The 25834-nt window shown below is 41.0% G+C and carries 26 protein-coding genes; 13 read left to right on the forward strand and 13 right to left on the reverse strand.

What is annotated here, in order from left to right; all coding sequences use genetic code 11:
- From ACPEH5_RS17985 to ACPEH5_RS18000, 4 genes are read left to right on the forward strand one after another with little or no spacing between them, the layout of a single operon-like run.
- Nucleotides 1–909 (forward strand): baseplate assembly protein, encoded by a 909-nt coding sequence (locus ACPEH5_RS17985; RefSeq protein ID WP_423727124.1) that lies wholly within the window; start codon nucleotides 1–3, stop codon nucleotides 907–909.
- Nucleotides 902–1513, forward strand: coding sequence for a phage tail protein I (locus tag ACPEH5_RS17990; RefSeq protein ID WP_423727125.1), 612 nt, complete (start codon nucleotides 902–904; stop codon nucleotides 1511–1513). The genes ACPEH5_RS17985 and ACPEH5_RS17990 overlap by 8 nt, the downstream gene beginning before the upstream one ends.
- Complete coding sequence (locus ACPEH5_RS17995) at nucleotides 1510–2988, forward strand: phage tail protein (protein ID WP_423727126.1); 1479 nt, start codon at nucleotides 1510–1512, stop codon at nucleotides 2986–2988. The genes ACPEH5_RS17990 and ACPEH5_RS17995 overlap by 4 nt, the downstream gene beginning before the upstream one ends.
- A gap of 15 nt (nucleotides 2989–3003) precedes the next feature.
- The gene (locus tag ACPEH5_RS18000) at nucleotides 3004–3534 is read left to right on the forward strand and encodes a tail fiber assembly protein (RefSeq protein WP_423727127.1); all 531 of its coding nucleotides are present in this window, start codon (nucleotides 3004–3006) and stop codon (nucleotides 3532–3534) included.
- A gap of 27 nt (nucleotides 3535–3561) precedes the next feature.
- On the opposite strand, the gene ACPEH5_RS18005 is transcribed toward ACPEH5_RS18000, so the two are convergent.
- The 6 genes from ACPEH5_RS18005 to ACPEH5_RS18030 are packed head-to-tail and all read right to left on the reverse strand — an operon-like array spanning nucleotide 3562 to nucleotide 9025.
- Nucleotides 3562–3990 carry a phage tail protein gene (locus ACPEH5_RS18005; RefSeq protein WP_423727128.1) on the reverse strand — a complete coding sequence of 143 codons (429 nt, stop codon included), beginning with the start codon at nucleotides 3988–3990 and terminating at the stop codon, nucleotides 3562–3564.
- Nucleotides 3991–3995: 5 nt separating this feature from the next.
- Entirely contained in the window at nucleotides 3996–6818 is a 2823-nt protein-coding gene (locus ACPEH5_RS18010; protein WP_423727129.1) for a phage tail tape measure protein, read from the reverse strand.
- The gene (locus ACPEH5_RS18015) at nucleotides 6815–6967 is read right to left on the reverse strand and encodes a GpE family phage tail protein (protein WP_336298706.1); all 153 of its coding nucleotides are present in this window, start codon (nucleotides 6965–6967) and stop codon (nucleotides 6815–6817) included. Before ACPEH5_RS18015 ends, ACPEH5_RS18010 begins: the two co-directional genes overlap by 4 nt.
- On the reverse strand, nucleotides 6967–7266 hold the full coding sequence (locus ACPEH5_RS18020; protein ID WP_181468847.1) for a phage tail assembly protein: 300 nt from the start codon (nucleotides 7264–7266) through the stop codon (nucleotides 6967–6969). Before ACPEH5_RS18020 ends, ACPEH5_RS18015 begins: the two co-directional genes overlap by 1 nt.
- Nucleotides 7267–7321: 55 nt before the next feature.
- Entirely contained in the window at nucleotides 7322–7834 is a 513-nt protein-coding gene (locus ACPEH5_RS18025; protein WP_181468846.1) for a phage major tail tube protein, read from the reverse strand.
- Between the two features lie 3 nt (nucleotides 7835–7837).
- Nucleotides 7838–9025: a phage tail sheath subtilisin-like domain-containing protein gene (locus ACPEH5_RS18030; RefSeq protein WP_423727130.1), complete on the reverse strand. Its 1188-nt coding sequence runs from the start codon at nucleotides 9023–9025 to the stop codon at nucleotides 7838–7840.
- 154 nt (nucleotides 9026–9179) lie between these two features.
- Here ACPEH5_RS18030 and ACPEH5_RS18035 point away from each other — a divergent pair, with 154 nt between their 5' ends.
- Both ACPEH5_RS18035 and ACPEH5_RS18040 read left to right on the forward strand, forming a co-directional pair.
- Entirely contained in the window at nucleotides 9180–10304 is a 1125-nt protein-coding gene (locus ACPEH5_RS18035) for a phage late control D family protein (protein ID WP_423727131.1), read from the forward strand.
- Between the two features lie 50 nt (nucleotides 10305–10354).
- The gene (locus tag ACPEH5_RS18040) at nucleotides 10355–10606 is read left to right on the forward strand and encodes an ogr/Delta-like zinc finger family protein (protein WP_112860265.1); all 252 of its coding nucleotides are present in this window, start codon (nucleotides 10355–10357) and stop codon (nucleotides 10604–10606) included.
- Nucleotides 10607–10637: 31 nt separating this feature from the next.
- Here the strand turns inward: ACPEH5_RS18040 and ACPEH5_RS18045 are convergent, their stop codons facing one another.
- Nucleotides 10638–11372: a hypothetical protein gene (locus ACPEH5_RS18045; RefSeq protein WP_423727132.1), complete on the reverse strand. Its 735-nt coding sequence runs from the start codon at nucleotides 11370–11372 to the stop codon at nucleotides 10638–10640.
- Between the two features lie 318 nt (nucleotides 11373–11690).
- Between ACPEH5_RS18045 and ACPEH5_RS18050 the strand changes: the two genes are divergently transcribed.
- The 6 genes from ACPEH5_RS18050 to ACPEH5_RS18075 all read left to right on the forward strand — a co-directional run bounded on the left by ACPEH5_RS18050 (nucleotide 11691) and on the right by ACPEH5_RS18075 (nucleotide 17700).
- Nucleotides 11691–12272: a HutD/Ves family protein gene (locus ACPEH5_RS18050; protein WP_042846692.1), complete on the forward strand. Its 582-nt coding sequence runs from the start codon at nucleotides 11691–11693 to the stop codon at nucleotides 12270–12272.
- A gap of 228 nt (nucleotides 12273–12500) precedes the next feature.
- Nucleotides 12501–13253: a M48 family metallopeptidase gene (locus ACPEH5_RS18055; RefSeq protein ID WP_048605737.1), complete on the forward strand. Its 753-nt coding sequence runs from the start codon at nucleotides 12501–12503 to the stop codon at nucleotides 13251–13253.
- A gap of 230 nt (nucleotides 13254–13483) precedes the next feature.
- Complete coding sequence (locus ACPEH5_RS18060; protein WP_042846690.1) at nucleotides 13484–14125, forward strand: lysophospholipid acyltransferase family protein; 642 nt, start codon at nucleotides 13484–13486, stop codon at nucleotides 14123–14125.
- Nucleotides 14122–15066 carry a phosphatidate cytidylyltransferase gene (locus ACPEH5_RS18065; RefSeq protein WP_042846689.1) on the forward strand — a complete coding sequence of 315 codons (945 nt, stop codon included), beginning with the start codon at nucleotides 14122–14124 and terminating at the stop codon, nucleotides 15064–15066. The genes ACPEH5_RS18060 and ACPEH5_RS18065 overlap by 4 nt, the downstream gene beginning before the upstream one ends.
- A gap of 404 nt (nucleotides 15067–15470) precedes the next feature.
- Nucleotides 15471–16448, forward strand: coding sequence for a 6-phosphofructokinase (pfkA, locus tag ACPEH5_RS18070; RefSeq protein WP_042846688.1), 978 nt, complete (start codon nucleotides 15471–15473; stop codon nucleotides 16446–16448).
- Nucleotides 16449–16686: 238 nt separating this feature from the next.
- Entirely contained in the window at nucleotides 16687–17700 is a 1014-nt protein-coding gene (locus ACPEH5_RS18075) for a sulfate ABC transporter substrate-binding protein (protein WP_042846687.1), read from the forward strand.
- A 157-nt stretch (nucleotides 17701–17857) separates the two neighbouring features.
- Here the strand turns inward: ACPEH5_RS18075 and ACPEH5_RS18080 are convergent, their stop codons facing one another.
- From ACPEH5_RS18080 to ACPEH5_RS18100, 5 genes are all read right to left on the reverse strand, one after another.
- Nucleotides 17858–18814: an OmpG family monomeric porin gene (locus tag ACPEH5_RS18080; RefSeq protein WP_042846686.1), complete on the reverse strand. Its 957-nt coding sequence runs from the start codon at nucleotides 18812–18814 to the stop codon at nucleotides 17858–17860.
- Between the two features lie 108 nt (nucleotides 18815–18922).
- The gene (locus tag ACPEH5_RS18085) at nucleotides 18923–20803 is read right to left on the reverse strand and encodes a glycoside hydrolase family 3 protein (protein WP_042846685.1); all 1881 of its coding nucleotides are present in this window, start codon (nucleotides 20801–20803) and stop codon (nucleotides 18923–18925) included.
- A gap of 425 nt (nucleotides 20804–21228) precedes the next feature.
- Nucleotides 21229–22173 (reverse strand): OmpG family monomeric porin, encoded by a 945-nt coding sequence (locus ACPEH5_RS18090; protein ID WP_131680474.1) that lies wholly within the window; start codon nucleotides 22171–22173, stop codon nucleotides 21229–21231.
- Between the two features lie 425 nt (nucleotides 22174–22598).
- Nucleotides 22599–23369: a triose-phosphate isomerase gene (tpiA, locus tag ACPEH5_RS18095; RefSeq protein WP_042846683.1), complete on the reverse strand. Its 771-nt coding sequence runs from the start codon at nucleotides 23367–23369 to the stop codon at nucleotides 22599–22601.
- Nucleotides 23370–23547: 178 nt separating this feature from the next.
- The gene (locus tag ACPEH5_RS18100) at nucleotides 23548–24177 is read right to left on the reverse strand and encodes a DUF1454 family protein (protein ID WP_181468839.1); all 630 of its coding nucleotides are present in this window, start codon (nucleotides 24175–24177) and stop codon (nucleotides 23548–23550) included.
- A 36-nt stretch (nucleotides 24178–24213) separates the two neighbouring features.
- On the opposite strand from ACPEH5_RS18100, the gene ACPEH5_RS18105 reads away from it, so the two are divergent.
- Complete coding sequence (locus tag ACPEH5_RS18105; protein WP_281111257.1) at nucleotides 24214–24633, forward strand: DUF805 domain-containing protein; 420 nt, start codon at nucleotides 24214–24216, stop codon at nucleotides 24631–24633.
- Between the two features lie 89 nt (nucleotides 24634–24722).
- On the opposite strand, the gene fpr is transcribed toward ACPEH5_RS18105, so the two are convergent.
- Complete coding sequence (gene fpr / locus ACPEH5_RS18110) at nucleotides 24723–25469, reverse strand: ferredoxin--NADP(+) reductase (protein ID WP_042846681.1); 747 nt, start codon at nucleotides 25467–25469, stop codon at nucleotides 24723–24725.
- Nucleotides 25470–25834 lie beyond the last annotated feature (365 nt).

Consider the following 25834-nt stretch of genomic DNA (forward strand, 5'->3'; position numbering starts at 1 on the left):
ATGCCAACGATTGATTTAAGTTTATTACCACCGCCGGATGTTGTTGAGTCGCTTGATTTTGAAGTGTTATTTGCAGAATACAAAGCCGCATTAATTGAAGCGACGCCAAAAGAACAGCGAGCAGCAATTGCGCGAACGTTAGAGTTAGAGTCTGAGCCGCTAACTAAGTTATTACAAGTTAACTGCTATCGTGAGTTACTTTTACGACAACGTGTGAATGAGGCGGCAAGAGCCTCAATGGTTGCATTTGCTACAGGCGCAGACCTTGACCAATTGGCTGCAAATAATGGTGTTAAGCGCCTGGTACTGTTTGCCGGTGATGAAAACGCGATCCCGCCTATACCACCAGAGTATGAATCCGATTCCGATCTACGGGTTCGCATACCTGGTGCATTTGAAGCATTGAGTGTGGCGGGTCCTATTGGTAGCTATGAATATCATGCGCGTTCTGCAGATGGTCGTGTGGCTGATGCATCCGTCATTAGTCCAAAACCGGCATATGTCACGGTCACGGTATTGTCACGAGAAGGGGATGGCACTGCACCGGTTGATCTGGTTGATAAAGTGACTGTGGCTTTAAACGATGAAGATGTGCGCCCAGTGGCAGACCGTGTCACTGTGCAATCAGCAAAGATAGTGAATTACGAAATTGAAGCCGTGATTTATTGCTATCCAGCACCCGAATACGAGCCAATCACCGAAGCTGCAGAGGCGCAGCTAAAACGATATACAACACAACAACACCGGTTAGGGCGTGACATTGTGTTAAGCGCTATTTATGCCGCTTTGCATGTGCAGGGGGTTCAGCGGGTCGAAATCAAGAAACCTACCGCCGATATTAAATTGGATAAAACACAAGCCAGCTACTGTACCAATATTAACGTGACGCTAGGTGGTTCCGATGAGTAGCCGATTATTACCCGTTGGATCTTCAAAGTTGGAGATTGCAGCGGCAGAGGCTTGCGCTCAAATTGAAAAAGTCCCCGTACCTATTCGCGAGCTATGGAACCCTGATTTATGCCCTGTGCATTTATTACCTTATTTAGCCTGGGCGTTCAGTGTTGACCGTTGGGATAAAAGCTGGACAGAAAAAGCCAAGCGTGACGCGATTAAGTCCGCGATGTTTATTCATAAGCATAAAGGAACAATAGGCGCATTGCGTCGTGTTGTTGAGCCATTGGGCTATTTAATTCGAGTTATTGAGTGGTGGAAAACTAACGAAACACCAGGAACGTTTAGGCTTGATATTGGCGTGCTAGAAACGGGTATTACAGAAGAAATGTACCGTGAGTTGGAGGCGCTTATTTTTGATGCAAAGCCAGCCAGTCGGCATCTCGTCGGGCTAACTATTCAACTGGAAACTAAAGGCAATATTTTTTGCGCAGCTGCGAGCTATGGCGGGGATGAACTTACAGTTTATCCATACTCACCGGATGTGATCAGTGTCGGTGGTGGTGTTTCCACTGGTGCTGCAGTTCATGTTATTGATGAAATGAGGGTTACTCTCCAATGAAATATTTTGCATTGCTCACCACCTATGGTGAAAAGGTGCTCGCAGAGGCGACAGCTCTCGGCACAAAAATTGAATTAACACACATGTCAGTTGGCGATGGAGGCGGTTCATTGCCTGCACCAGACACTAAACAAACGAAGCTAATCAATGAGCGCAGAAAAGCCGCGATTAATACCTTGTTCATTGATCCAGTAAACCCGAATCAAATCATTGCAGAACAGGTTATTCCTGAAAATGAGGGCGGTTGGTGGATACGTGAAATTGGGTTGTTTGATAAATCGGGGATGCTGGTTGCTGTAGCGAATGCGCCTGAGACTTATAAACCAACTATGGCAGAAGGTTCTGGGAGAACTCAGACTATCCGCATGATTTTAATTGTGAGTCATACTGAAACGGTCACGCTTAAAATTGATCCAACAGTCGTATTAGCAACAAGAAAATATGTTGATGATGCTATTCAAGTATTAGATAAGCGAATTTCTGATTTGACAGCTAGTGACGTTGGAGCGGTGCCAGTCACCCGTAAAGTGAATGGTAAGCCATTAAGCACAGATATAACGTTAAATTCAAGTGATGTGGGTTCGTATTCCAAAGCAGAAACCGATACTCGCGTTGCTGATGCTAAAAAAGCGGGAACGGATGCGCAATCGACAGCGAATGCAGCAAATACCAATGCAAATAGCCGAGTACCAAGTACACGGAAAGTCAATGGCAAGCCGCTGAGTGAAGATATCTCATTGGGTGCGGGTGATGTTGGGTCATACACCAAGGCAGAAACCGACACGCGTGTTGCTGATGCCAAAAAAGCGGGAACAGATGCGCAAGCAACAGCAAACGCCGCTAATACAGCTGCGGCTAATGCAAATACAGCGGCAAGCAACGCAAATAATAATGCGAATGGTCGAGTGCCTAGCACTCGTAAGGTCAACGGTAAACCATTATCGACCGACATTACACTTAATGCCAGTGACGTAGGCGCATTAACTCAGGCTCAAGCAGATGCGTTATATCCAAGCAATAAAAGATATAAGGTACAAGGTCATGAAGCACAGGTATTAAATGGTTCTGGCACACACTATTTATTTATCAATGATAATGTTAATAGTGGCGTGTATGGCGGCACATCTTATGTGTGGGGGTTCAATGGTGACGGATTGATGACATTTGGACTCATTCCCACTAATTGTGGTGGTACAGGTGCTAGAGATGTGGCATCCGCTAGAAATAACCTTCAAGTCTATTCCAGAGCAGAGGTTGACTCAAAAATAAAATCAGCCGGCATTTCCGCGGTTCGTCTTGGTTCTGAAGTTAGTTTAGGTAAGACTGGTGCATTTAGTCTCGGGAATGGAGAAGTTGTCACGGGTTTAACTTTCTGGGAAACAGGCAGTAGCTCATCAGTTAACTTTGGCGGCTATAGAAAACGCGCTATTCAATATAACTTAAATGGCACTTGGGTTAATGCTGCTAGTGTTTAATTGGAGATTAAAAACATGGTGAGCTATAAAAATTTCACTATCAGTAAGAATAAAGATATTTTGGAAAAGTACCCTGATTTCGTTTTGGTGCTTGAAGATGAAACGGGTAACGATTGGTATGATTTACAAAAAAGCTTTAAAGACGATACGTTAAAAATCCTCTTTGACGATGAAAATCGAATTGTTTCGCATAGTTTTGATGTCAGTACGTTAACGCCGACTAATTTATCAGTTGCTGAGGTATCACCAAAAAAAATACCGAAAGATTTCCTTACTGATACAAATGGCTATTTATTTATTGACGGAAAAATCGAACCACTGGTTTTGTCACATGAAGAAGAAATAACAATCGCTGAGTCTAAGAAGCAATTATTGGCTGATGAAGCTGAAAAAAATATCACGATTTTAGAGCGGAAAGTTAGATTGGGCATGGCAACGGACGATGAGAAAGATTTACTAGTTGCATGGGAAATATACAGTGTGAAAGTAGAAAATACTGATACATCATTAGCACCAGATATCAATTTTCCAGCAAAACCAGAATAAGAAAAGGGGCGTTAAGCCCCTTGAATTTTAAAAAGAAATTAAATCGTTGAATTCCATGCCAGCTAGCCTTTCTCGCAAATCTTCATTTACTTTGGTCAATGTAATCGTAAATTCGATTCGTTTAGCTTTACCATCCCCAAAAAATAACGTCCTACCTTCGCTCATACTATCCATGACATACATGCCATAAATTAAGCCTGTGCCCTCTATCAGTGGGTAAGGACGCCCGCGATAGGCGGATGTACGTAATAACTCCAAGGAAAGATCGCCGCCGGTCACTTCGGGAACTAACACGCCGGTTAATGTGATCTTATCTTCACCAGCACCAATGTATTGGTAAGATGCGGAACGACCGATAAGGTCATTTTTCGCATAACGCCAACTCATTGAGCGTTGTAAGTTTTGATACGGTATGGTTTCAAGCATGAAAACAAACATACCAAAAATCATCATCATAGTGATTATCCTATATCGGTTAACAGAGAACGCCGGCGCGTGTCGGTTTCACGTTTAATCTTTTCCAGTTCTTGGCGAACAATGGACGCAATATTTTTTGCATCGCGCATATCGACACCGTGAAAATGCAACTCGTACTTATCTCCCTCTTGTTTGATATCTTGCTTAACTGGACGTTGCATTTCCATTTTTGCCGGCGTGATATCGGAAGTGGCAACCACGTTAGGAACAGAGACACCACGCAGAGTTGGGTCTTGGTAAAGTCCATCAACGGCTTTAATGGCAGGGAAGTTTTTAAACACAATTTCACCGAGTTTATTCGGGTCGCGTGTTTCTTTTTCCGGTGTCGATAAACCGCCGCCACTAGAACCTTTAGATTTTGATTTCGCTTCACCAGGATCATAAACCGCCGTACCAAAATCAGGCGTTTTGACTTTTGGCGGGGTAATGTTGCCCTTGGCTACATCATCATTATGTTTCTCTGTCTCCTTGTTGGTTTTAGCTTGTTCTTGGTTTCCGGCTTGAAGAACTGCAGCAATACTTTGTAACGGCGAATTAAATGAATCCATAACAGCTTTGGTTTCTGCTGTTAGTTCAACAGGTTTCATTTTATTAATCTGGTTTACCGTATCACTCGCAACTTGTGGCGCCATACCTAGCGCTTCAAGTATCCAGTTAATCCCTTTGGCAACCATTGTGATCGGTGTCATTAATGCGGAAATGGCAAAGCCAACCACTTCACCAAATGTTTTCCCTGCATCGGTACAATCTTTTAATGCTTCGTCGGAGGCTTTAATAGGGGCAAATAGTTCAGATAACCATTCCCACACTTTTTTAACAGCTGTCCATATCGCATCAAAAATAGGAGCAACAACAGAAAATGCCCCGCTAAAGGCTTCTCGAATAGGTGCAAGACCTATCATTAGACCTTCAAAGAAACCACTAAAGAATGCGCTGATATAATCCCAATATTTGTAAATGGTTAATGCTGCAATCACCAGGGCAGCAACAACCAAGCCAATAGGTCCAAACATGGTTGATAAGGCAAATCGAGCAATGCCACTACCGACTTTTATTACATTAAAGAAACTAGAAAATGCGCCTTGGGCGCCAAGCAAGCCTTGACCACCAGTTAGCAAGCTTAGGCTAAGTCGCATAGCTGCGAAAGGGAGCATAACAGCGGCAGCGCCGACAGCTAATGTGCCTAGAACAGCAGTAAGACCTGCAATAATTAACCCGGCTTTAATTAACATGGAAGTTAACTGCGGGTGAGCCTGCATCCATTTACCTATGCTCGTGACAACACCAGTTAAGCCTTGCGTTAAATTACGCAATGGGGAATCAACACTTTCTTGCATCTGAATGCCGAGATCTTCCCAGGCAGACTGCAGTTGTTTGAAATCCCCTTTTAAGTTATCAATTTTTACTTTGGCGTTTTTGTCCGCTTCGCCTTCGGCGCCTTGGTTTGATTTTAGAAGTTCATCGTATCGACCATTCAGTGTTGCATCGATAACTGCACCCATACCGACCATCGCCTCTTCACCAAAAATATCTTTTTTGATGCGGATTTGACTAGCCTGGTCATATTTCCGTAATGCCTTACCAACGTCCTTTAAAATCTCGCCACTATCGCGCAGTTGCCCGTTGGCATCTTTGATAGAAACGCCTAGGGCGCTCATAGCGGCTTGACCTTTGCCAACTGGCGCAACCAGTCGAGATAAACCCGCTCGTAACGATGTACCCGCCATAGAGCCACGAATACCGTTATCTGCCATTGTACCCGCCATTGCCGCCATACTTTCGAGGCTAACGCCAAGTTGTGCGGCTACGGGTCCTGCATACGTCATTGTTTCACCAAGCATACGTAAATCTGTGTTGCTTCGTGTGAATGTTGCAGTGAGTACGTCTGAAACACGGTTCATCTGGTCTGCATCAAGTTTAAATTGAGTTAAGACGTTAGAGCCGATATCAGAGGCTTCGCCGAGATCCATATCACCGGCTAAGCCCATGTTTAAGACGCCAGGTAACGCGGCTTTAATGGCTTCGGGGGTAAAGCCTGCCATTGCTAAGAATTTTTGACCGGATGCTGCATCCGTGGCGGTGTAAGCGGTACTTGCGCCAAGTTCACGAGCTTGATCCCGTAGAATTTTTAAACGTGGGTCATTTTTATCTAGCCGAGTTAATGCCTGTACGCCAGACATGCCCTCATCAAAATCCAGTCCAGGCGTCATAATGCGAGAGGCGGCATAAAGAGCACCGCCCCCGGCTGCAGCTGCGGCAGCACCACCCATTGCTAATTTATTACGGGTTTCTTTTGCTTTTTCGTATTGAGTTTGTGCGCGGGTCACTGCGGCGAGTCGCTGCCGCTGCATGTCAAGTTGCCGATTATATGCTTCGGTGCGCCTGGTAATTTGAGCGGTAGCATTATCACTGTTGCGAACAGAAACACCGTGTCGATATAGCTGTGCTGCAGACGCTTGTAATTTTCGTTTTTCACTATCCAGTGAACGACCAAGACGGTCACGGGCAAGCCTCGCTTGTTCAAGTGCGCGCTTTTGTTCTTCAGTACGTTGATTTAATGCGGGGTAACTATCACGTAGTGCCTTAACTTTCGTTTTCGCTTCTTCATAAGCCGTATTATTGCGTTTGACGGACTGTGAGAGTCTGTCAAATGTGCCGGCTTGGCTTGCCAGGTTTCGAATACTGTTTTGAGTTGCCCTGATTTGAGAAGCAAAACCGGCAGCGCTGCGTTGTGCAGCACTAACCGGTGATGTTAGGCGGTTTACGGCGCTGAGAGATACCCGAATGTTAAGATTACGATCTGTCATTCGTTTTGTCCTATGCGAGCCGCCGCGAGCCTATGCCACTTTATCAATTCTGAAATTGTCATTTCGGAAAAAGAAGCCGGTGACCAGTGAAACACCATCGCAATATCTGCGATGATGTCATCAATATCGATTGCGGGTATTTCGGGGATTAGTTTTCCTGTGCGTCCATCTCTTCGAGTGGGGCACTCGGCGCTAAAAAAGTCGCGACCTCATTAGCGAGTTGAGCAAAACAATCAATCGGCATTGAGGCAATATCTTGTTCGGTGAGTCGTGGTTGCGTAACGCGTGGTAATAATGTGATCAGCGAGTTCACATCACCGGTTGCCACTTCCCACAATTTTAAACCGCGTAATGCGCCAGCTTGTCGCATCGTATCTGTGATTGTGACTTCTGTAATTTCACGACCACCTTGGATTTTTACAGGGGTATTAAATTTAACAATAGACATTATTTATTCTCCATCAAAAGAGGGTATTAGCGCCACGCTGTGACGCTATTAGAAATTAGTGACCAATATTGGCGCGGTGCTCGGCAAGGCGGTCTACACCACCCACAATCCATTTCATGTTGAGTAAATCAATTTCAATGAGCGTTTCACCGTTTGCCGTGATCTTGCAGTACGTATTTTTTAACGTGTACTTATGCTGAGTGTTGTCACCGGCTTTAGCGGTTCCCTGGTCAAGTTCGTTAAAACGTCCGCGAGTTTGAAGTTCATAGGCAGTGGTTTCACCCGTTGAATCATCGTAGTAAGAGCCAGCGAAACGGAACTGTGTACCGTCAATTGTGCCGCCCCAATCTTTGATAAGTTCAATGTTTAGACCGCCCATTGTGATATCCATATCTAACGCGCCAGCCTCAAAGCCGAATTGTGGTGCGACAGAGCCGAGCATTCCCCCACCTTGGTAGTCTTCCGTTTTTAACGTTAGTTTTGGGGGCGTTACCTCTTCTACTTGTCCAAGGTAGGTTTGACCGTTAATAAAAAGGTCAAACATATAGAGTTTTTTAGGCATTCCCATGTGTTACGCTCCTGAGCCTAATTGGTTGAATACGGCAAAATACTCGTCGGTGAAGGTCTGCTCTAAACTTAGACGCTCAAGTGGTGGTACTGGCGTGTATTTATATTTGATAACGGCGTGACCATCACGTAATTGTGTGGTTGGGTTTGCTGATGGGTCATACCAGCAACTAAAGCCAAGTAGACGACCTTGTGTAACTAGCTCGTCACCTTTCTTTTGAATACCGTCAATCACATCTTTTATCAATGACGGGGTAAGCTGCTTATCAATATAGGAAAAGTGAGCTTCTGCGATCATTTCAGATAAGATTTGAGCGGTACGGGTATACACTTCAAATACATAGGTTTCTTCATCGCAAGTACGGTTGCCCCAAAAACGATAACCTTGGTATTTAATTAAGGTGGTGATGCCTTTTTCGTTCAAGTCGTTTGAGTCAGTATCTTTGTCTTGCAATGACCAGTACACATCAGCCGAGATACCGAGAACGCCATTAACCGGAACGTTAGACAGTGATTTATGCCAACCTTGCTCATCATCAATACGAGCACGTAAGCCAGCAGCAATAGCCGGTGAAGCAATGACTTCATTTTTACCCGTTTCAGTATTGAACCCTAAATAATCAGGATAAATCACCATGACTTCACGTTGGCTAAAGTCTTTACGGTATTCTTTTGCTTCTGAAATGGTGACGCAGCCATTTGCAGAAACATAAGCAAACGCTTTGAGTTTTTCGGCAAAGATAGCCATTTGAAGTGCAACCGGCTTAGTGTCTAGCCAAGGTGCGATCAGAATGCGCGGCTTTTCATCCACTTTTGCTTTAGCGGTTAACCAGGCATACATACCGGTATAACGACCATCGGCACCATTTCCACCAATTACAAGTTGGTCCTGTGTTTTGGTTTCGCCTTCATCAGACTTAATATTGGCAGCGTCAGCCACGCGGATAACAACAACTTTTGGGCTACACTGGTCAGAAATAGCTTTGAGCGTTTTATACAATGTGCCGGTTTTGCCGGCTTTGCCTAACACGTTATCAATACGTGTAATTAAGACGGGCGTATCGAGAGGAAACAAACTTTCATCCGCATCATCACCCGTACAGACAACACCAATTGTTGAGGTGTTTAAGTCACGAATTAATGTGGTGAGTTTTGTTGTCTCGTTGACTTCCATGCCGTGATGATAAGTCATGATTGAACCTCACTAGAATAATATCAGTCCAGATATTGTCGTAATAAAAACCTGTAAAATCATGCAGTTTGACTTGTTGCATCAACACGACAAGGAAAAGCTATACCAACTCGCGCGCGCGATGTGGGAAAGTGTCGGCATACAGGGAGGGGCTATGTTTGAACAATATTTTGATTCTGATCTCGTAAAACAACCGGCGTTTGATATCACGATAGGGGGTAAGCAAATCCTGAGTTTGAATGATCGGTTAATTGGATTGACGATAACCGACAATCGCGGCTTTGAGGCTGATACTCTGGAAATTACCATTGACGATACGGACGGGAAAATAGAGTTACCGCCGCGTGGGGTTGAAGTGAGTGTGGCGATTGGCTGGCTGAGAGAGCCGCTAGTACACAAAGGTATTTTTACTGTTGATGAAATCAGTCATAGCGGTGCGCCTGACCAAGTGGTTATCACTGCCAGGTCTGCAGACTTTCGCCAAGAATTTAACGTTAAGCGTGAGTACAGTTGGCATGATATCAAGGTAGGGAAAGTCGTGAGTGCGATAGCGGGGCGCTATAACTTAACGCCTGCAGTGAGCAAACAGTTAATTGATATTGAAATCGATCACGCAGACCAAACAAACGAGAGCGACATTAGTTTTTTATCCCGTATGGCTGAAATGCTCGGTGCTATTGCAACGATTAAAAATGGCAATTTATTGTTTATTATTCCCAATAGGGGGTTAACTCAAAGTGGAACGCCAATACCAGAGGTAATCATTAAGCGTGATGTTGGCGATAGGCACAGTTTCAGAGTGGCAGACCGTGACGCTTACACCGGTGTTAAAGCTAATTGGTTAGATCTTAATTTCGGTAAAAAGCCAGCCACGAGCGTTAAACGTAAAAAGAAAAAAACGAATACGCCAAAAAAAGAGAAAAAGGCTAAATCTAGTAGTAAAGAGGGTGAATATTTAGAAGGGGCAGAGGGTAACGTTTATGTGATGCGCCAAACCTATAAAACCGAAGAAACCGCAAAGCGAGCTGCAGCCGCGAAGTGGTTAAAACTGCAAAGGGGGGCAGCAGAATTTAGTATTACGCTTGCGAGAGGAAGGGCTGATTTATACCCTGAAATGCCGGCAACGGTGGTTGGTTTTAAAACGGTGATTGATAGCCACCATTGGATCATTTCTCGCGTAGTACATCAAATCGGTGATAACGGGTTTCAAACGCAGTTGGAGTTAGAATTAAAAATTGATAATGACAATATGGTCGATGGTGATAATTCAACCAATTGATATAACGTGTTATAATTAGGTTAGGCAAACCCAAGAACCAAGGCTTTACAATGGCGTTTAATTGTCCAAAATGCGGCGCCGCATCTTACACTCGCACGAGTGAACCAGTAACCGAAGAAACAAAACGCAGTTATCATCAGTGTCAAAATGTTTTATGTGGCTGTACGTTTACGACATTACAAAGTGTCGAGCGATATTTAACGATCCCCAATCCTCAACCGTTACCGGCTGATTTTAAATTACCAGGTGATGCGTTTCCGAAAAGCCATTATGGCGAGAATCAACTTTCGTTGCTGATATGAAAAGAAAACCCCTCGAATGAGGGGTTAAGTTTTATTGGGGGATAATTTCTAAAATATCGCCTGTAGCAATATCTACTTTTACTTTCATATTGTTTTTGACCATTGCGCCATAAGCATTTTTTCCTCTAAAGGTTGTACTGACAATGGCATAAGGTGGTTTTGCATCAAGCATTAAACGAAACGTTGTTTCATCATGCTTATAGCTGTCGTCATCATTCATATTATTTTTGATGAGCTTTTCTAAAGGTCGGTATGACCCATCCCATTTACTAAAGTTTGAAACAAAGACATCTAAATTAACTCTATCATTGAGTGAATTAGGGTCGCGGCTAAAGTCTGCATAGCACCAGCTTAACGTTTCGTTTAGCTTTAATTCAGGTGCTTTTGTATATGAAAGCTGACTGATACAGGCATAAAACAGAGGTTTATTGGATAGAGGAAGTTGTTTGTGTTCCAAGTAGTTATTAACTATTTTTTCACGCTCTTTTTGAGTCTCATCTTTATATTCTTTAAGAGTTAGCTCCGCGTATTTGAAAGGCTTTTCTATTGGCTGGCTTTGCTGTGGTTTATCTTGTTTGGTTGTTTCTGTTGTAGTGTTTTGGTGTGGGTACAACACAGAACCAAGTACAGCAGCACCAAGAAATACAGCTAAATAAATCAGAGAGGAAGTTTTTCTATTAGGCATGAAAACTAGTTTCGGTTTTATTAAACCTAAAATGAATGCGATAAATCCAAGAGAGGATATTGCAACAATGACCTTTTCCATTTGTTCACCATATGTTTTAAGTAAAATCAACATATGGTCATGCATCAAATTTGAAATAGCAAGCCGCTTAAAAAAAGCGGCTTTTGGGTCAATAATGGTCGATGTGGACGGAACGTGGACGGTGTGAATTGTAAGGCTTTAAATAACAATAACTTACTTTAAAATAATGAACACCATCCCTGTCTTTTATAGCCCCTGTTAGGGGCTTTTTTTTTATCGCAACACTCGCTTTTGATTTATAGTTGTTAGCTATAGTTAGCAATTCAATTAGGGTCGCTATGATAAAATAACGTATCCATCAAAAGCAGGGTTCACCTTATGATTCAGATATTAACAACACAAGATTATCGCAATATGCCTTGGAAAAATGGCCAAGGTTCAACCCTTGAAGTGGCTCGTAGTCATGGTGAGGGTTTAGATGACTTTGATTGGCGAGTGTCGATTGCTGATGTAAAAACGGCGGGGCCATTTTCTCATTTTATGGGGCGGCAGCGTATCATTGGTGTACTAGAGGGGGATGGGCTTATTTTACATGTCGATAATAATGCGCCAGTTGCACTGAAATCTAAATCATTCTTTGCTTTTTATGGTGAAAGTGACGTACATGCCGAACTAATTAACGGCCCCATTCGTGATTTTAACTTGATTTATAACCCTGAAAAATATGCCGCTCGGTTACAATGGGTTAATTCAACGTCAGCTAATTCTTGGCATAGTGATGCCAACGAAATTTTAATATTTAATAATAGCCATAGTTTAAATATGGAAATCAATTTAGAAAACGTTTATTTAAATCAATCTGAAACCTTATTGGTTAAAGGGAATGAGCGGGTCTTGAATTTTAGTCTTGAACAAAATAAGGAAAGTGATTTTTGTATAATTGAGTTATTTATTAGGTAGTTGCAATTTATGATGACTCTATATTTGCATATTTTCTGTGAATTAAATGTTTAAAGTGTTATTTGTCAGAATAATGTTCTGACAAATTTGCAATTTTAATAAAAACATTATCAAATTCATATATTGAATAATTATGGCTTTATTCCTATTGTTATTTTCCGCAGAATTTATAGGCTTTAGCATTACTAAAAAATATAATACTTATATATTCTAAAGGAAAAATGTTCTATGAAAATGAAGGCACTTGTGGCGGTCGCTGTTTCTGCTGTCATCTTAACGGGCTGTAAAAACTTAGACCAAGGGATGCTGACTAACTCTGGTATGCAGTTATTCCAAGCAGCAACATTGAGTGATTCAGATGTTAAACAGCTAAGCGATCAATCTTGTAAAGAGATGGATGCACAAAACAAAATTGCTCCCGCTTCTAGCAAATACGCTAAACGTTTAGATAAAATCGCAAAAGCACTAGGTAATGAAGTTGACGGTACTCCAGTAAATTATAAAGTTTATCTGACTAGCGATGTGAATGCGTGGGCGATGGCAAATGGCTGTGTCCGTGTATATAGCGGCTTGATGGATGTTATGAATGATAACGAAGTCGAAGGCGTTTTAGGCCATGAAATGGGCCACGTTGCATTAGGTCATACACGTAAAGCTATGCAAGTTGCATACGGTGCCGTAGCAGCACGTACAGCAGCTGCATCAGTGGGTGGCGTTGCAGAACAATTAAGTGCATCTCAATTGGCTGCTCTAGGTGAAAAACTGGTTAATTCTCAGTTCTCTCAACACCAAGAAAGCCAAGCAGATAACTTCTCTTATGACCTGCTGAAAAAACGTGGCATTAAGACGGAAGGTTTAGTGACTGGTTTTGAAAAACTAGCCAAAATGGGTAGCCAAGAGACAAGTATGTTTGACTCTCACCCACCATCAAGCGAACGTGCGCAAAATATTCGTGACCGTATTGCGGCCGACAAAAAATAATTATTAATTTTGTCTACTCAGTGTAGCGGCGTAAATACATGCCGCTACACCTTTGTTATTCCCTGCTGTTTGTCTTAGTATCGCTGTCCTTATATTATTTGATGATATAAATCAGAACTTACCCCGTTGTACTCTTGTTATTGACTCTCTATCTTAACCAATTAACGATATTCAGTTTTTTTCGTAATTTTGCAGTTTTACTTGTGATAAAACGCTAGCAAGGAAAAAAGATGGAAAAAGTGCAGAAAATTTCTCTTCTCGCGAAGGGAATGGGCATGTTGTTATCGGGAACTTGTCGTTTATTAACAGGCGTTCGCACTCGTTGGGTGGGCTGCCAGCCATCAATGACCCCCCGTATTTATTATGCAAACCACTCAAGCCACCTTGATGGCCTAGTTATTTGGTCTGGTTTACCCCCTCTTATGCGCCATTTTGTTCACCCTGTAGCGGCGAAGGACTATTGGGATAAAACACCTTTTCGCCGCTATCTTGTTAATAAAGTCTTTCGTGCAGTATTGGTGGAAAGAAAAGGGGACAAACCTGCACAAAATGCTATTTTGCAACCGCTTGAGTCGGTATTGGATGCTAAGCATTCTTTGATTTTATTTCCTGAAGGGACAAGGGGTGATGGCGAAACGTTGAGCCAATTTAAAAGCGGCCTTTATCACCTTGCGAAAAAATACCCTGACGTTGAAGTGGTTCCCGTGTATTTGGAAAACTTAAATCGGGTATTACCTAAAGGCACCAAACTTGTTGTTCCAATAATTTGTTCTGCAATGGTGGGTCAGCCATTGGCACCTCTAATGGAAAATGAAAATAAAACGGTGTTTTTGCAACGCGCAAAAGCAGCACTTGAGGAGTTGATGCCATGAGTATTTGGGACAGTGAGCTCGTTTTATTATTATCTGGTGTATTTGGTATATTAGTGTTTGCGAGTGTGATCGGCGGCATTTTAGCTTATCGCTATTCTGGTGAGAAAAGTAACCCAACCATTGATAACTTAAATGCGCGTATACGTGCATGGTGGGTTATGTGCATTATCTGTGTGCTTGCCGTTGTGTTAGGTAATATTGGTGTGGTGATCTTATTTGCCTTGATATCATTCTTCGCACTAAGAGAGTTTATTACGTTAACGCCAACACGTAGAAGTGACCATGAAGCCCTATTTTGGTGCTTCTTCGTGTTCATTCCGTTGCAATACTTGCTTGTTGGTATTGAATGGTATGGGTTATTTTCGATTTTTATTCCTGTTTTTGTCTTTTTGTTTTTACCGACCCGAATTGCCTTAGCTGGGGATACTTTTCATTTTCTTGAACGTACCGCTAAAATTCAATGGGGAATGCTAGTCGCTGTTTTCTGTTTAAGCCATGTTCCTGCTTTGTTGATGTTAAATATTGAAGGTTATGAAGGGGAAAATGCAAAATTATTACTTTTCTTGATCATCGTGACGCAGATTTCAGACGTGCTTCAATATGTATTTGGCAAACTGATGGGTAAGCACCCTATTGTGCCAAAACTTAGCCCAAACAAGACGATAGAAGGTTTTGTCGGTGGCATTTTATCTTCTGTGTTGATCGGGATATCCCTTTATTGGGTGACACCTTTTAGCTGGTGGGTTGCCGGGCTGATGTCATTAGCGATCACGATTATGGGGTTTGTTGGTGGTTTATGCATGTCAGCGATTAAGCGGGATAGCGGAATTAAAGATTTCGGCGCTATTATTGAGGGGCATGGGGGGATGTTAGATAGAATTGACTCACTGTGTTTTGCTGCTCCAATTTTTTTCCATTTAACGCGATATTACTATACATAAAGGTATTTCGTTTTCGTTTTTGTTCGTTTATTCAAAAGCACCGTAAGGTGCTTTTCTTTTGTTTGACAGATACAGCATAGGATGAATTTAAGTGTTATCATCAATACTTAATTTTTATTTCAAACTAAGATGCGATCTAGGGCTATAGCTGGTTAGTCTAGGGCATTACATTTATTTAGTGCTGAAATATTTACCTATTGGGGTCATCAGCTAGAATTATGTAAACTAGATCACAATAAAGCATAAAAGCTTGATGGAAAGCAGAGGCATAATCACCTATTTGCCGTATTATTTGCTAGGTGAATCAATTCAGCTTTGTAGTTAAACGCAGTTAGCACGAAAAAATTAAGTAACTCAATGAGTTTATAGATTTGCAATTTTATATTCATTAATCAGAGGTCATCATGGTCAAGCAGATTAAAAGAATTGGGGTTTTAACGAGTGGTGGTGACGCACCGGGCATGAATGCAGCGATCCGCGGCGTGGTACGCGCAGCGCTAGGCGAAGGCTTAGAGGTCATGGGTATCTTTGATGGGTACCTCGGGTTGTATGAAAACCGAATGAAACAATTAGACCGATACAGTGTGTCGGATATGATTAACCGTGGTGGTACTTTTTTAGGTTCAGCACGTTTCCCACAATTCCGTGATGAAAAAGTGCGCGCTGTTGCGTTTGAAAATCTGAAGAAAAACCATATAGATGCATTAGTGGTTATCGGTGGTGATGGTTCATATTTAGGGGCTAAGTCACTGACAGAAGCTGGTTTCCCATGTATTGGCCTGCCGGGGACAATCGACAATGATGTCGCGGGTACGGATTACACTATCGGTTATTTTACTGCGCTTGAAACCGTTGTTGAAGCGATTGACCGCCTACGTGATACCTCAACATCCCATAAACGTATTTCTATTGTTGAAGTGATGGGGCGCTATTGTGGTGACTTAACGCTATCCGCAGCCATTGCCGGCGGTTGTGAGTTTTTGGTATTACCAGAACAGGAAATGGCATTTGACCGTGAAGAGCTGTTATCAGAGATTAAACGCGGCATCGAAAAAGGCAAACGCCATGCGATTGTGGCTATCACTGAGCACGTTTGTGATGTTGGTGAATTAGCAAAATATATTGAACAAGAGACGCATCACGAAACACGTGCGACGGTTCTTGGGCATATTCAGCGCGGTGGCTCCCCAGTGGCTTATGACCGTATTTTAGCTTCTCGCATGGGGGCTTATTCAATACAGTTGCTGCTTGAAGGCTATGGCGGGCGTTGTGTTGGTATCCAAAATGAGAAATTAGTACACCATGATATTATTGATGCTGTAATGAATATGAAAAGGGTCTTCAAGAAAGACTGGTTCGATACAGCGAAAAAATTGTATTAATCCCTCTGTAATTGCAAATCTCTCCTGCATGGTTGGTTTCTACTGTGCAGGTTTGATGCTATTTTTCGCCCTAGACAGCTAGGTTGTTGAGTTAATATTCGTTTTGTAGTCTTGTTGCGACCCGCTTGTTTTTTATTCTACATATTCCCCATACGCATAAGTTTTTCTTTTTAATTATTTCTCGTAATTGATTCTATCTGTCAGCCTCTTCCTTATCTAAAACTTGATGGGGTAAAAGATGACGCATTCATGGCAGGTGACAAAGTCTCGATTGGCAGCAGCGTTGCTATTAGTATTAACTACAGGCACTTGGGCGAAAAATATTCAGTTGTTGAATGTATCTTATGATCCAACCCGAGAGTTTTATCAACAATATAATCAGGAGTTTAGCGATTATTGGAAAAATAAAACCGGTGATAGTGTGACTGTTCGCCAATCTCATGGTGGGTCAGGTAAGCAAGCGATATCGGTGATGAATGGCTTAGAAGCAGATGTGGTGACATTGGCATTAGCTTATGATGTGGATGCTATCGCGCAAAGTGGCCGTATTGATAAAGACTGGGCCAAAAAACTTCCTGATAACTCAGCTCCTTATACATCGACTATTGTTTTTTTAGTCCGCAAAGATAACCCCAAAAATATCCAAGATTGGGATGATTTAATTCGTCCGGATGTTTCTGTGGTGACGCCTAACCCGAAAACATCTGGGGGGGCTCGTTGGAATTATTTAGCCGCATGGGGCTATGCCTTAGATAAAAACCAACAAGACTCTGAAAAAGCAAAGCAATTTGTAAAGCGGCTCTATCAAAATGTTGAAGTATTAGACTCCGGCGCTCGTGGTGCAACGAATAGCTTTGTTGAGCGTGGGATCGGTGATGTATTGATAGCTTGGGAAAATGAAGCGTTACTCGCTATCAATGAATTAGGGGAAAATGGCCAGTTTGAAATAGTGACACCCAGCATTTCTATTTTAGCTGAACCAACAGTCGCTGTGGTGGATAAAACCGTTGATAAACGAGACCGCAGAGTTGTTGCTGAAGCTTATTTAGCCCATTTATATTCCTTACAAGGGCAGGAAATCGCTGCGAAAAACTATTATCGCCCACGAAATAGTGAAGTTGCTAAAAAATATCGTCAGCAGTTTCCTGAGCTTAAATTGCTGACCGTCGATGAAAGCTTTGGCGGATGGCAGGCGGCACAAAGCACGCATTTTGCCAATGGTGGGGTGTTTGATGAAATTATTCAGCGTTAATACGTTTTATATTTCACACTGTAGTGCTGTTGGCTACGTTGATTAACCATTGGTGTATGCATCTAGGGGAGCTTAGCGCGAACTATTTTGAGTCTAACTAATAATCAGTGGGATATCATTCCTAGCCTGTGAGGGGCAGACTAGGAATGAGGTTAATTTATTGCCACTGATATTTCACACCTAATTGGCCAAGATAGAAGGTTTGGCGGTTGTTGCTTCCAGAGGTGATCCCTGCATTTTTAGGGTTTTCCCAAGTGCTTGGCTCAACGGCGAAGCCACCCCAGAGAGTGAGTTTTGGTGTTAAGTTATAGAAAACTTGAGTCCCGACGCGATAGCCATCCTTCACTTTTTGCGTTGTACGTTTGTTACTATCATAGTTATGTTCATTTAAATAGTAGCGAAAATAGGGCATAACGCTCCAATCTTGGTTGAGTGTTATTGGGAAGTAGCCGCGAATTTGATTTTGTTCCCACGTCTTATTGAAGTCTTTATCCCATGTCCAGTCGGTATACATATAGACTTTTGCGGTTGCAGAATCATTGATTTTATAGACTAAACCGTGTTCAGACTCCCACTCATAACTATTCGCTGCATGGAAATTATCGTAGTGGTATATCGCATCCCAGAAGTTAAATGCCCATTTGTCGTTAAAATTATAGGTTCCACTAGGCATTAACCAAAACATGGTATTCGATGGGCGTGCTTGTGTACCCGGTGCAGAATCATTTGATTCTTTTCGGTAAGTTACATTTAAGTTGAACTGCCCAATATCACTTGAATACATTTTTCGCGTTGCGCCAATTTGTGTACGGTTACGAATAAACGAATCTTTTGAAGTTGAAAAGTCGTGGTTATAGCTACGTAATGATTCCTTGTGCTCAAGGAAAAAGCTCCATTTTGACTCTGGGTTAACTAAAAATAGCTGGCCTATCATGCTGGTTTTATCAAAAACTTTGCGATCATTAGTATTATGGTGGCCTTCAAATTTTTCGAGTTCCATATATACGTTAGAAGATATTCGCCAATAATCATTGTTTACTGGCTCTGCCGCAAAAGCAGATGCTGTTAGCCCAGATAGTGCGGTAAGAAATAAACCATTCAGTGAAGTTTTCATTTTAACCCTTTATTTTTTATGTGTTTTTTATTTTTAGTGCCGTTGTGACGGACGTGAGTATCTAGCCTTTATACCGTGGAGGTATAAAGGCTAATTTGTTAATAAGAATTAATATGTGGTGTGGTAGTTTTCACCATGACCATAAGGGAATAGGATTTTGTCCCCTTGTGGGTTTTTGATATTGACGGGGAGCAACCCTTGAGGTGGGTTTAGAGGTTGTGCAGCGCGGTTAGCAAACAGCGTACGTAGCCCGCTACGGATATTAGTTTCCAACGAATTGCGGTTATTATTAGTCACATCGAAGCCAGTGATCCCATAAATAGCAATGTTAGCTTTAACATCATTTAAATAGGCAATGTCATATGGATTACGTGAAGAAATAACAACAAGCGGTATATTTGCGTTATTAGCAGCATCAATAATTAGCTGAGCATTTGTTGGGGTATCTTTCAGGTTATAGGTTGTCAGTAAAATTAAATCTTGTTTTTTAACGATATCTCTAGCCTCGCTTTTTGATAGCGTATTTTCATTTAGTTTTATTACATTGTCGCTGCTATTAATGATTACGTCTGTTTCTTCCGCAATATCACTTAACTGTTTCTGGATTAACGCATTACGTGGTTTTTCATCAGAAATAACTAAGATACGGTTTTGAGGTTTTAGCTGGTAGGGCAGAATATTATCATTCTTAATTAATGTAATTGCTTGTTCAGAAACCATATTTTCTAGGTCTTTATGGCTTTTAGACGCTACAATTTGTTTAGCCTCAGTGAGGTTAATAGGCTGCGCCGTAATTTCTTGTTGAAGTTTTTTCAAGACGACTCGTTTCGCCGACTCATCAATACGTTTTTTTAACTCAGGGTTTTTCGCCGCTTGTGTTTCTAAGTAACGATACATGTTATCTAGGCGTGTAATTGCTTCTGTATCCCACATCTTTATTGGCATTAATACAATATCGGAACCCGCTAACAGCGATGTTTCGACGGCCCAATTAATGTCAAAGTTGTCAGCTATTGCCCCCATGTCCATTGCATCAGTGATAATTAGCCCATCATACTTTAGCTCATCGCGTAAGATACCGTGTAAAATAGGTTTGGATAAGGTTGCTGGGGTGCCAACTTTTTTCCCCGCCAACGTTGTGATTTTATGGTCATCAAGGGCAGGGACAATAATATGAGCGGTCATGACCGCATCTGCGCCATGTGCTAAAGCATATTTAAATGGGGCGAGTTCAGTAGAATGCCACGTTTTTGTATCAGAATTCACCACAGGTAAATCAACGTGGGAATCGGCGGAAACATTACCATGTCCTGGGAAATGTTTAATAGAAGTCAGTAGGTTATATTTATGTATCCCTTTTATATAGCTGGTGGACAATGTTTCAACTAGGTTTTTATCATCAGAATACGAGCGGACACCAATCACAGGGTTATTTTGGTTGTTATTAATATCAACGACAGGGCCAAAGTTGATGTTAAACCCAAGGCTAGATAACTCATATCCGTGGATCATCCCTGTCAGTTCAGCAAGTGCCGGGTTACGAGTCGCGCCTAAGGCCATATTTCCCGGCATTTCAGTCCCAACTCTCAAGCGTGTTACATATCCGCCTTCTTGGTCGGTGCCGATAAATAAGGGTAAATTACTACGAGATGATTGTAATTGATTAATAAGTTCAACGGTTTGTGGTGTATCTATTAAGTTTTCACGGAATAAAATAACAGACCCTAAATGGTATTGGTTGATCACTTTAGAGACTTCATCATTCATAGCAAGGAATGGGGCTGGGTCACCATTGCTATCGTTATTCCAATATCTGAAATCCAACATAAATAACTGGCCGATTTTTTCTGCTTCAGACATGTTATTAACGATTTCTTCAGCTGATTTCTGTTTATTTTTCCATAAATCATTGAGCTGGGCTTGTGTCATTGGGTCGGCGATTGACCATGCACTGAAAAGGCATGCAGCCAGTAAGGTAAGCTTTTTCATATTATTTTCTCTAGGTTATTTTTCGAGGAATAATAAGTGCCAAAATTTATTTATGATGTGAGAAAAATCACAGTTGATACTATTCTTCATTTTAAGGTAATGGGAATAGCGAGGAAATAGTGACTTAGATATAGCAGATTCATTTGTATGATATTAAACAATAATTATCCCGGAATAGTTTATTATTACCTGGAATAATTTCATTTTGGTATTATTTCGTTGTGTGACCTAAGCCTTAAATATGGTTAAATAGTATATATATCTTTGTATCTTGTTTATGCTTTATTGTTTCATCGGGCAATTTGGTTTTTATTTGATTTAATTTTATAAAATTAGTAAATGGCGAGCAAAAATATTAAAGCCACATATAAAAGCAACGTGGCTTATTTTTCTATAAAAAATAACTAAGCCCTATGAATTAAGGGTTACCAAGTATATTTTACCCCAATTTTTCCAAGATAGAGTATTTGTTTATTATTATCGCCAGAGGTGATGTCATTCTTTTTAGAATATTGCCATGTAGTGGGTTCGTAAGCGGCACCTCCCCATAACGTTAATGAGGGAGTAACATGGTATTCCACATCAGCACCAATTCGGAAACCATTTTTAGCTTTTTGCGTTAAGTAATGGTTTTCATCATAAGTGTGTTCGCTTAAATAGTAGCGAAAGTAAGGTGTAAACTGCCAATTGTCATTAAGAGTAATGGGAAAATATGCCCGAAGCTGTGACTGTATAAACCGGTCACTGAAACTGTTATCCCATAGTTTATCTATATAAACGGTTAGTTTGGCTTTCAATGCATCGGAATGTTGATAAGTGATACCATATTCTGTTTCTGCTTCATAACTATTGGAATTAAAATAGTTACTATAGTAAAGATAAGAAAGCCAAAAATTAAATGACAAATTATCGTTAAAATAATAGTTACCTGATGGAGTTAATGCATATAAGCGATTTGATGAGCGAGCTTTGGTGTCTGGAGCAGAGTCATTGGATTCTTTACGATAGCGGAAGCTAAGGTCGAGATCAGATTGTTTTGATTTAACCAATTTCTTTGTGATATCAAATTGGGTTCGGTTGCGAATATAAGCGTCCCGAGATGGGCTAAAATTACGCCCATGGTTTCTTAATGATTCCCTGTGTTCTAGAGCAAAATGCCAGTCTGATGCGGGGTTGGTTAGCTTTAATTTCCCAACAGTGCTGATTTTGTCGTAGACTTTATTGTTGAATGCATCACGTTGACCGCGATATTCTTCTATTTCTAGATAAACATTGGTTTTTATATGCCAAGCATCCTGTTTTTTTTCAGAAAAGCAAATAGTCGGGAATATAATTATGATGCTATAAATTAGACTAACTATATATTTCATATTTATCCTTTATGATGAGATGAATAATCATTGTTGATTTTTTAAGTTGGATAAATCTGAATTATATTTTATTTTTAGTCTACTGTTATTATTTGATTTATGAGGGATGATATTTGTAATGTAAAAGAGTAAATCTATATAGTCAATTGATTTTAATGGTTTTATTTTTACTTTGTTTATATTTGAATGTTGTCTTAATTATGCTCTCTGGTTTTTCTTAATCATTTGTTTATTAATTAATTTGAAGATTAATTTTAATTATTTTAAATTTAAATAACTTCAGGTTTTAAATCTAAAGCTATATTTTATTATGTGAACAAAAAGTATTAGAAAGTATTTAATATATTCCATTAAATATAACTATTATCTAATAAAAAACCGCCAATAAATGGCGGTTAAGAATAAACATGAATAACCTAATAAGGTTATTTAGTTTTTTTCGCTTCAGCTGCTGCTTTTACAATGACTGCAAATGCGTCAGCTTTTAGTGATGCACCACCAACTAAAGCGCCGTCGATATCTGGTTGAGTAAATAACTCAGCAGCATTACTTGCATTCACAGAACCACCGTATTGGATGATCACTTGCTCAGCAATTGCAGCATCTTTTTTCGCAATATGAGTACGGATAAACTTATGAATTGCTTGTGCTTGGGCTGGAGTTGCGGATTTACCAGTACCGATAGCCCAAATTGGTTCATAAGCAATTACTGCACCTTCGAATGCTTCTGCGCCTAATGAATTCAGTACAGCATCGATTTGGCGAGCACAGACTTCTTCAGTTTTACCTGCTTCATTTTCTGCTTCTGTTTCACCAATGCACAGAACTGGGATTAAACCTTGTTCTTTTAATACAGCGAATTTTTTAGCAACAAATTCATCACTTTCATTGTGATAGGTACGGCGCTCTGAGTGACCAATAATAATGTACTTGGCACCGACATCTTTCAGCATTTCAGCAGATGTTTCGCCTGTGAATGCGCCAGACAGGTTAACGTCAACGTTCTGTGCACCTAATGCAATACGGCTACCTGCCAATGCATGTTTAGCTTGAGTCAGGTAGATTGCTGGTGGCGCAATTGCTACATCGCAGCCATCAACGCTGCTAAGTTCATTACGCAGACCTGCGATCAGGTCATTGACCATATGGGTGCTGCCGTTTAGTTTCCAGTTACCCATTACCAATGGATGTCGCATGTTGTTTCCTCCAACCAGAGAGTTTGAATGATTAATCAATAAGTTATTCATTACGCGCTGATGTTGTACGCGCAACGTGACAGTTTTGTCGCCATTCACCTTTCGTATTATAAGAACAATAGATGATAATAGCTTTGCTTTTTATCATGCTTATTCTGAGAGCGTGATCACTACCCGTTTAGGGCGTTTGTTGTTCTAGCTTAATCGGTTCAACAGCAAAAGTAAGCACATTATTGTCACTTTTTACTAAAATATACCTCAATACCCCGAAGCGAGCTTCTTCAGCCCGGTTTGTGTTTTTGTCTGCCATAATTTTATTTAATGCCTCAGTGAGTTCAGGAGCTTTATCAAGTGGGACATCGGGGGCAAATTGGTGGATAATTGCGATGGTATAGCGTTCCATTAACTGTTGGTTTGCTTGTGCTTCTTGGCTATTTTCTGCGGGGAGTAGCGTAATTTGTAAGCTCTTAATTTTTTCGCTTCCACGCTCTAAAACCGCGGATGAGTATATGTATTGGTTTATACGAGAAGCTGCCCGAATATAAGGTGCGGAAATGTCTTGGCTGGCAATCACTTTATATTCGTGAAGATATAAATCTTTATAAGTTTGGTTAAATTGATTGCGCAATTTAGGAATGGTGAGGTCAAAAGAAGGGGCATCAGGAGCTAAATAGGCGACTTCAACGTCGGTATCTGGCATTGTTGGCACTTTCTGAGCCAAGACCAATTGTGGCACACTAAGCGCAAAAATGGTTATGATGGCGTATATAGAACGAAATAAGGTTTGGGGCATTTTTTTGACACTCATTCTTTGGGTTTTCATATTGTATCAGGATTATAGGTAATGACATTACAACAATGGGCTTTTTCCTTCAAAGGTCGTATCGGTCGCCGGCCATTTTGGGTAGGTATTGCCGCCACTTTTATTTTAATAACGGCTGTTGCACTATTACAAAATGTATTTTTATTGCCTGAAATATTCTCTTTAGTTTTCTTTATTGTATTACTTTATCCCCTAGCAGCGATTTTTGTGAAGCGTTTACATGACCGAGGTAAGTCAGGGGGCTGGTTCGGGTTAATCGTACTCGCATTTGTCCTGTTTTCGATAGATGTCAGCCAATTTGAGCCGATATGGCAATGGGGAATAGGCCGTTTTTTACCTTTGCTAATTACCATGATCATGGTTTTAGATTGCGGCGCTTTTTTGGGAATGGAAAGTGCGAATCAGTATGGTGAGAAAACAGAACCCGTTGAGTATCTATAGCGTGAGGCTATGGAGCCAAAACTACCCTGAGCATCTCTCAGGGTAGTACTTTTACATGATTGCTAATGTTGCGGGTCCATTGGGCCTGTTTACCAGTATTGTTCACTAGAAATATGGCCGGGTTTTCGGCGCAGGTGCTTAACCATCCCGTGGCTATTTTTCAGCATTTCGCGCGTATCTCTTACCATCTCAGGGTTACCACATAACATGACATGGCAGGTATCAGGAGAAAGGGTTACACCCACTGCATTCTCTAGCGCATGGCTTTCAATGAGAGCGGGGACACGCCCATGGAGAGAGTTTGAGCACTGTTCACGGCTCACGACAGTGACAACCTTAACTTTCCCATGAAATTGTTGTTCTAAAGCTTTCATGAGAGGCAAATAGCTTAAATCTTTTGCAAAACGTACTGCATGTAGCAAGATGATATTATCAAAACGCGCTAAGTCTTTACCTTCTTGTAAGATGGATAAAAACGGCCCGATGGCAGTTCCGGTTGAAAGCATCCATAAATTTTTGCATTCTGGTATTTCATCCAAGACAAAAAATCCGGCAGCTTCATCCGTGATTTGTAAGGTATCGTTAGGCTTTAATTTTGCAAGTTGTGGGCTTAATTTCCCTCCAGGAACAATCACAAAGTAAAATTCAAGCCGGTTATCGCTCGGTGCGTTAACGTAGGAATAGGCTCGTTGAACTCTTTCTCCCTCGATTTCCAGTGCTAATTTAGCGTATTGTCCGGCTGTAAAAGGTTTAATTGGCGCCTCAATGACAAGGCTAAATAATGCATCAGTCCAAAATTTGGCTTCAATGACTTTCCCAGTTACCCAATTTGCCATAAATTCCACCTCTTAGTATTTCAAAATAAACTAACTAAAACGACATATTGATTACATGAATTAGCTAGGGAATGGATCATTAGGATTTAATACTAAATCAGTTCACTATTTATGCTTATCGATAATGTGTCCCAGTGATTTATTCTTAAATATGGCTTATTTTCAATTTCAATGTACAGTTATCTTGACAGTGTTGGCGAATATTACTGCCATTGTTAAATAAACTAAAATGTACTGCTACTACGAATAAAGGGTAATTTTTGTTATCTTAATCACAGTAGGACAAAATCTGTTGTTTGCTATTTACCTGAAGCAGGTTTAAAGCGCAGAACAACAATTAAATATTGATAATTTAATGTCTAAAT

Origin of the sequence: Providencia sp. NPDC089933 (assembly GCF_049545585.1) — a bacterium.
GTDB classification, from domain to species: Bacteria; Pseudomonadota; Gammaproteobacteria; order Enterobacterales; family Enterobacteriaceae; genus Providencia; species Providencia huashanensis.

Excerpts from the sequence above, each read along its gene's own strand:
- ACPEH5_RS18045 (WP_423727132.1), bottom strand. The coding sequence starts at position 11,372 with ATGGAAAAGGTCATTGTTGCAATATCCTCTCTTGGATTTATCGCATTC.
- ACPEH5_RS18020 (WP_181468847.1), bottom strand. The coding sequence starts at position 7,266 with ATGTCTATTGTTAAATTTAATACCCCTGTAAAAATCCAAGGTGGTCGT.
- ACPEH5_RS18010 (WP_423727129.1), bottom strand. The coding sequence starts at position 6,818 with ATGACAGATCGTAATCTTAACATTCGGGTATCTCTCAGCGCCGTAAAC.
- ACPEH5_RS18065 (WP_042846689.1), top strand. The coding sequence starts at position 14,122 with ATGAGTATTTGGGACAGTGAGCTCGTTTTATTATTATCTGGTGTATTT.
- ACPEH5_RS18090 (WP_131680474.1), bottom strand. The coding sequence starts at position 22,173 with ATGAAATATATAGTTAGTCTAATTTATAGCATCATAATTATATTCCCG.
- ACPEH5_RS17990 (WP_423727125.1), top strand. The coding sequence starts at position 902 with ATGAGTAGCCGATTATTACCCGTTGGATCTTCAAAGTTGGAGATTGCA.
- ACPEH5_RS18030 (WP_423727130.1), bottom strand. The coding sequence starts at position 9,025 with ATGACTTATCATCACGGCATGGAAGTCAACGAGACAACAAAACTCACC.
- ACPEH5_RS18040 (WP_112860265.1), top strand. The coding sequence starts at position 10,355 with ATGGCGTTTAATTGTCCAAAATGCGGCGCCGCATCTTACACTCGCACG.
- tpiA (WP_042846683.1), bottom strand. The coding sequence starts at position 23,369 with ATGCGACATCCATTGGTAATGGGTAACTGGAAACTAAACGGCAGCACC.
- ACPEH5_RS17995 (WP_423727126.1), top strand. The coding sequence starts at position 1,510 with ATGAAATATTTTGCATTGCTCACCACCTATGGTGAAAAGGTGCTCGCA.
- ACPEH5_RS18035 (WP_423727131.1), top strand. The coding sequence starts at position 9,180 with ATGTTTGAACAATATTTTGATTCTGATCTCGTAAAACAACCGGCGTTT.
- pfkA (WP_042846688.1), top strand. The coding sequence starts at position 15,471 with ATGGTCAAGCAGATTAAAAGAATTGGGGTTTTAACGAGTGGTGGTGAC.
- ACPEH5_RS18105 (WP_281111257.1), top strand. The coding sequence starts at position 24,214 with ATGACATTACAACAATGGGCTTTTTCCTTCAAAGGTCGTATCGGTCGC.
- ACPEH5_RS18000 (WP_423727127.1), top strand. The coding sequence starts at position 3,004 with ATGGTGAGCTATAAAAATTTCACTATCAGTAAGAATAAAGATATTTTG.
- ACPEH5_RS17985 (WP_423727124.1), top strand. The coding sequence starts at position 1 with ATGCCAACGATTGATTTAAGTTTATTACCACCGCCGGATGTTGTTGAG.
- ACPEH5_RS18100 (WP_181468839.1), bottom strand. The coding sequence starts at position 24,177 with ATGAGTGTCAAAAAAATGCCCCAAACCTTATTTCGTTCTATATACGCC.
- ACPEH5_RS18025 (WP_181468846.1), bottom strand. The coding sequence starts at position 7,834 with ATGGGAATGCCTAAAAAACTCTATATGTTTGACCTTTTTATTAACGGT.
- ACPEH5_RS18060 (WP_042846690.1), top strand. The coding sequence starts at position 13,484 with ATGGAAAAAGTGCAGAAAATTTCTCTTCTCGCGAAGGGAATGGGCATG.
- ACPEH5_RS18055 (WP_048605737.1), top strand. The coding sequence starts at position 12,501 with ATGAAAATGAAGGCACTTGTGGCGGTCGCTGTTTCTGCTGTCATCTTA.
- ACPEH5_RS18050 (WP_042846692.1), top strand. The coding sequence starts at position 11,691 with ATGATTCAGATATTAACAACACAAGATTATCGCAATATGCCTTGGAAA.
- ACPEH5_RS18085 (WP_042846685.1), bottom strand. The coding sequence starts at position 20,803 with ATGAAAAAGCTTACCTTACTGGCTGCATGCCTTTTCAGTGCATGGTCA.
- ACPEH5_RS18080 (WP_042846686.1), bottom strand. The coding sequence starts at position 18,814 with ATGAAAACTTCACTGAATGGTTTATTTCTTACCGCACTATCTGGGCTA.
- fpr (WP_042846681.1), bottom strand. The coding sequence starts at position 25,469 with ATGGCAAATTGGGTAACTGGGAAAGTCATTGAAGCCAAATTTTGGACT.
- ACPEH5_RS18075 (WP_042846687.1), top strand. The coding sequence starts at position 16,687 with ATGACGCATTCATGGCAGGTGACAAAGTCTCGATTGGCAGCAGCGTTG.
- ACPEH5_RS18005 (WP_423727128.1), bottom strand. The coding sequence starts at position 3,990 with ATGATGATGATTTTTGGTATGTTTGTTTTCATGCTTGAAACCATACCG.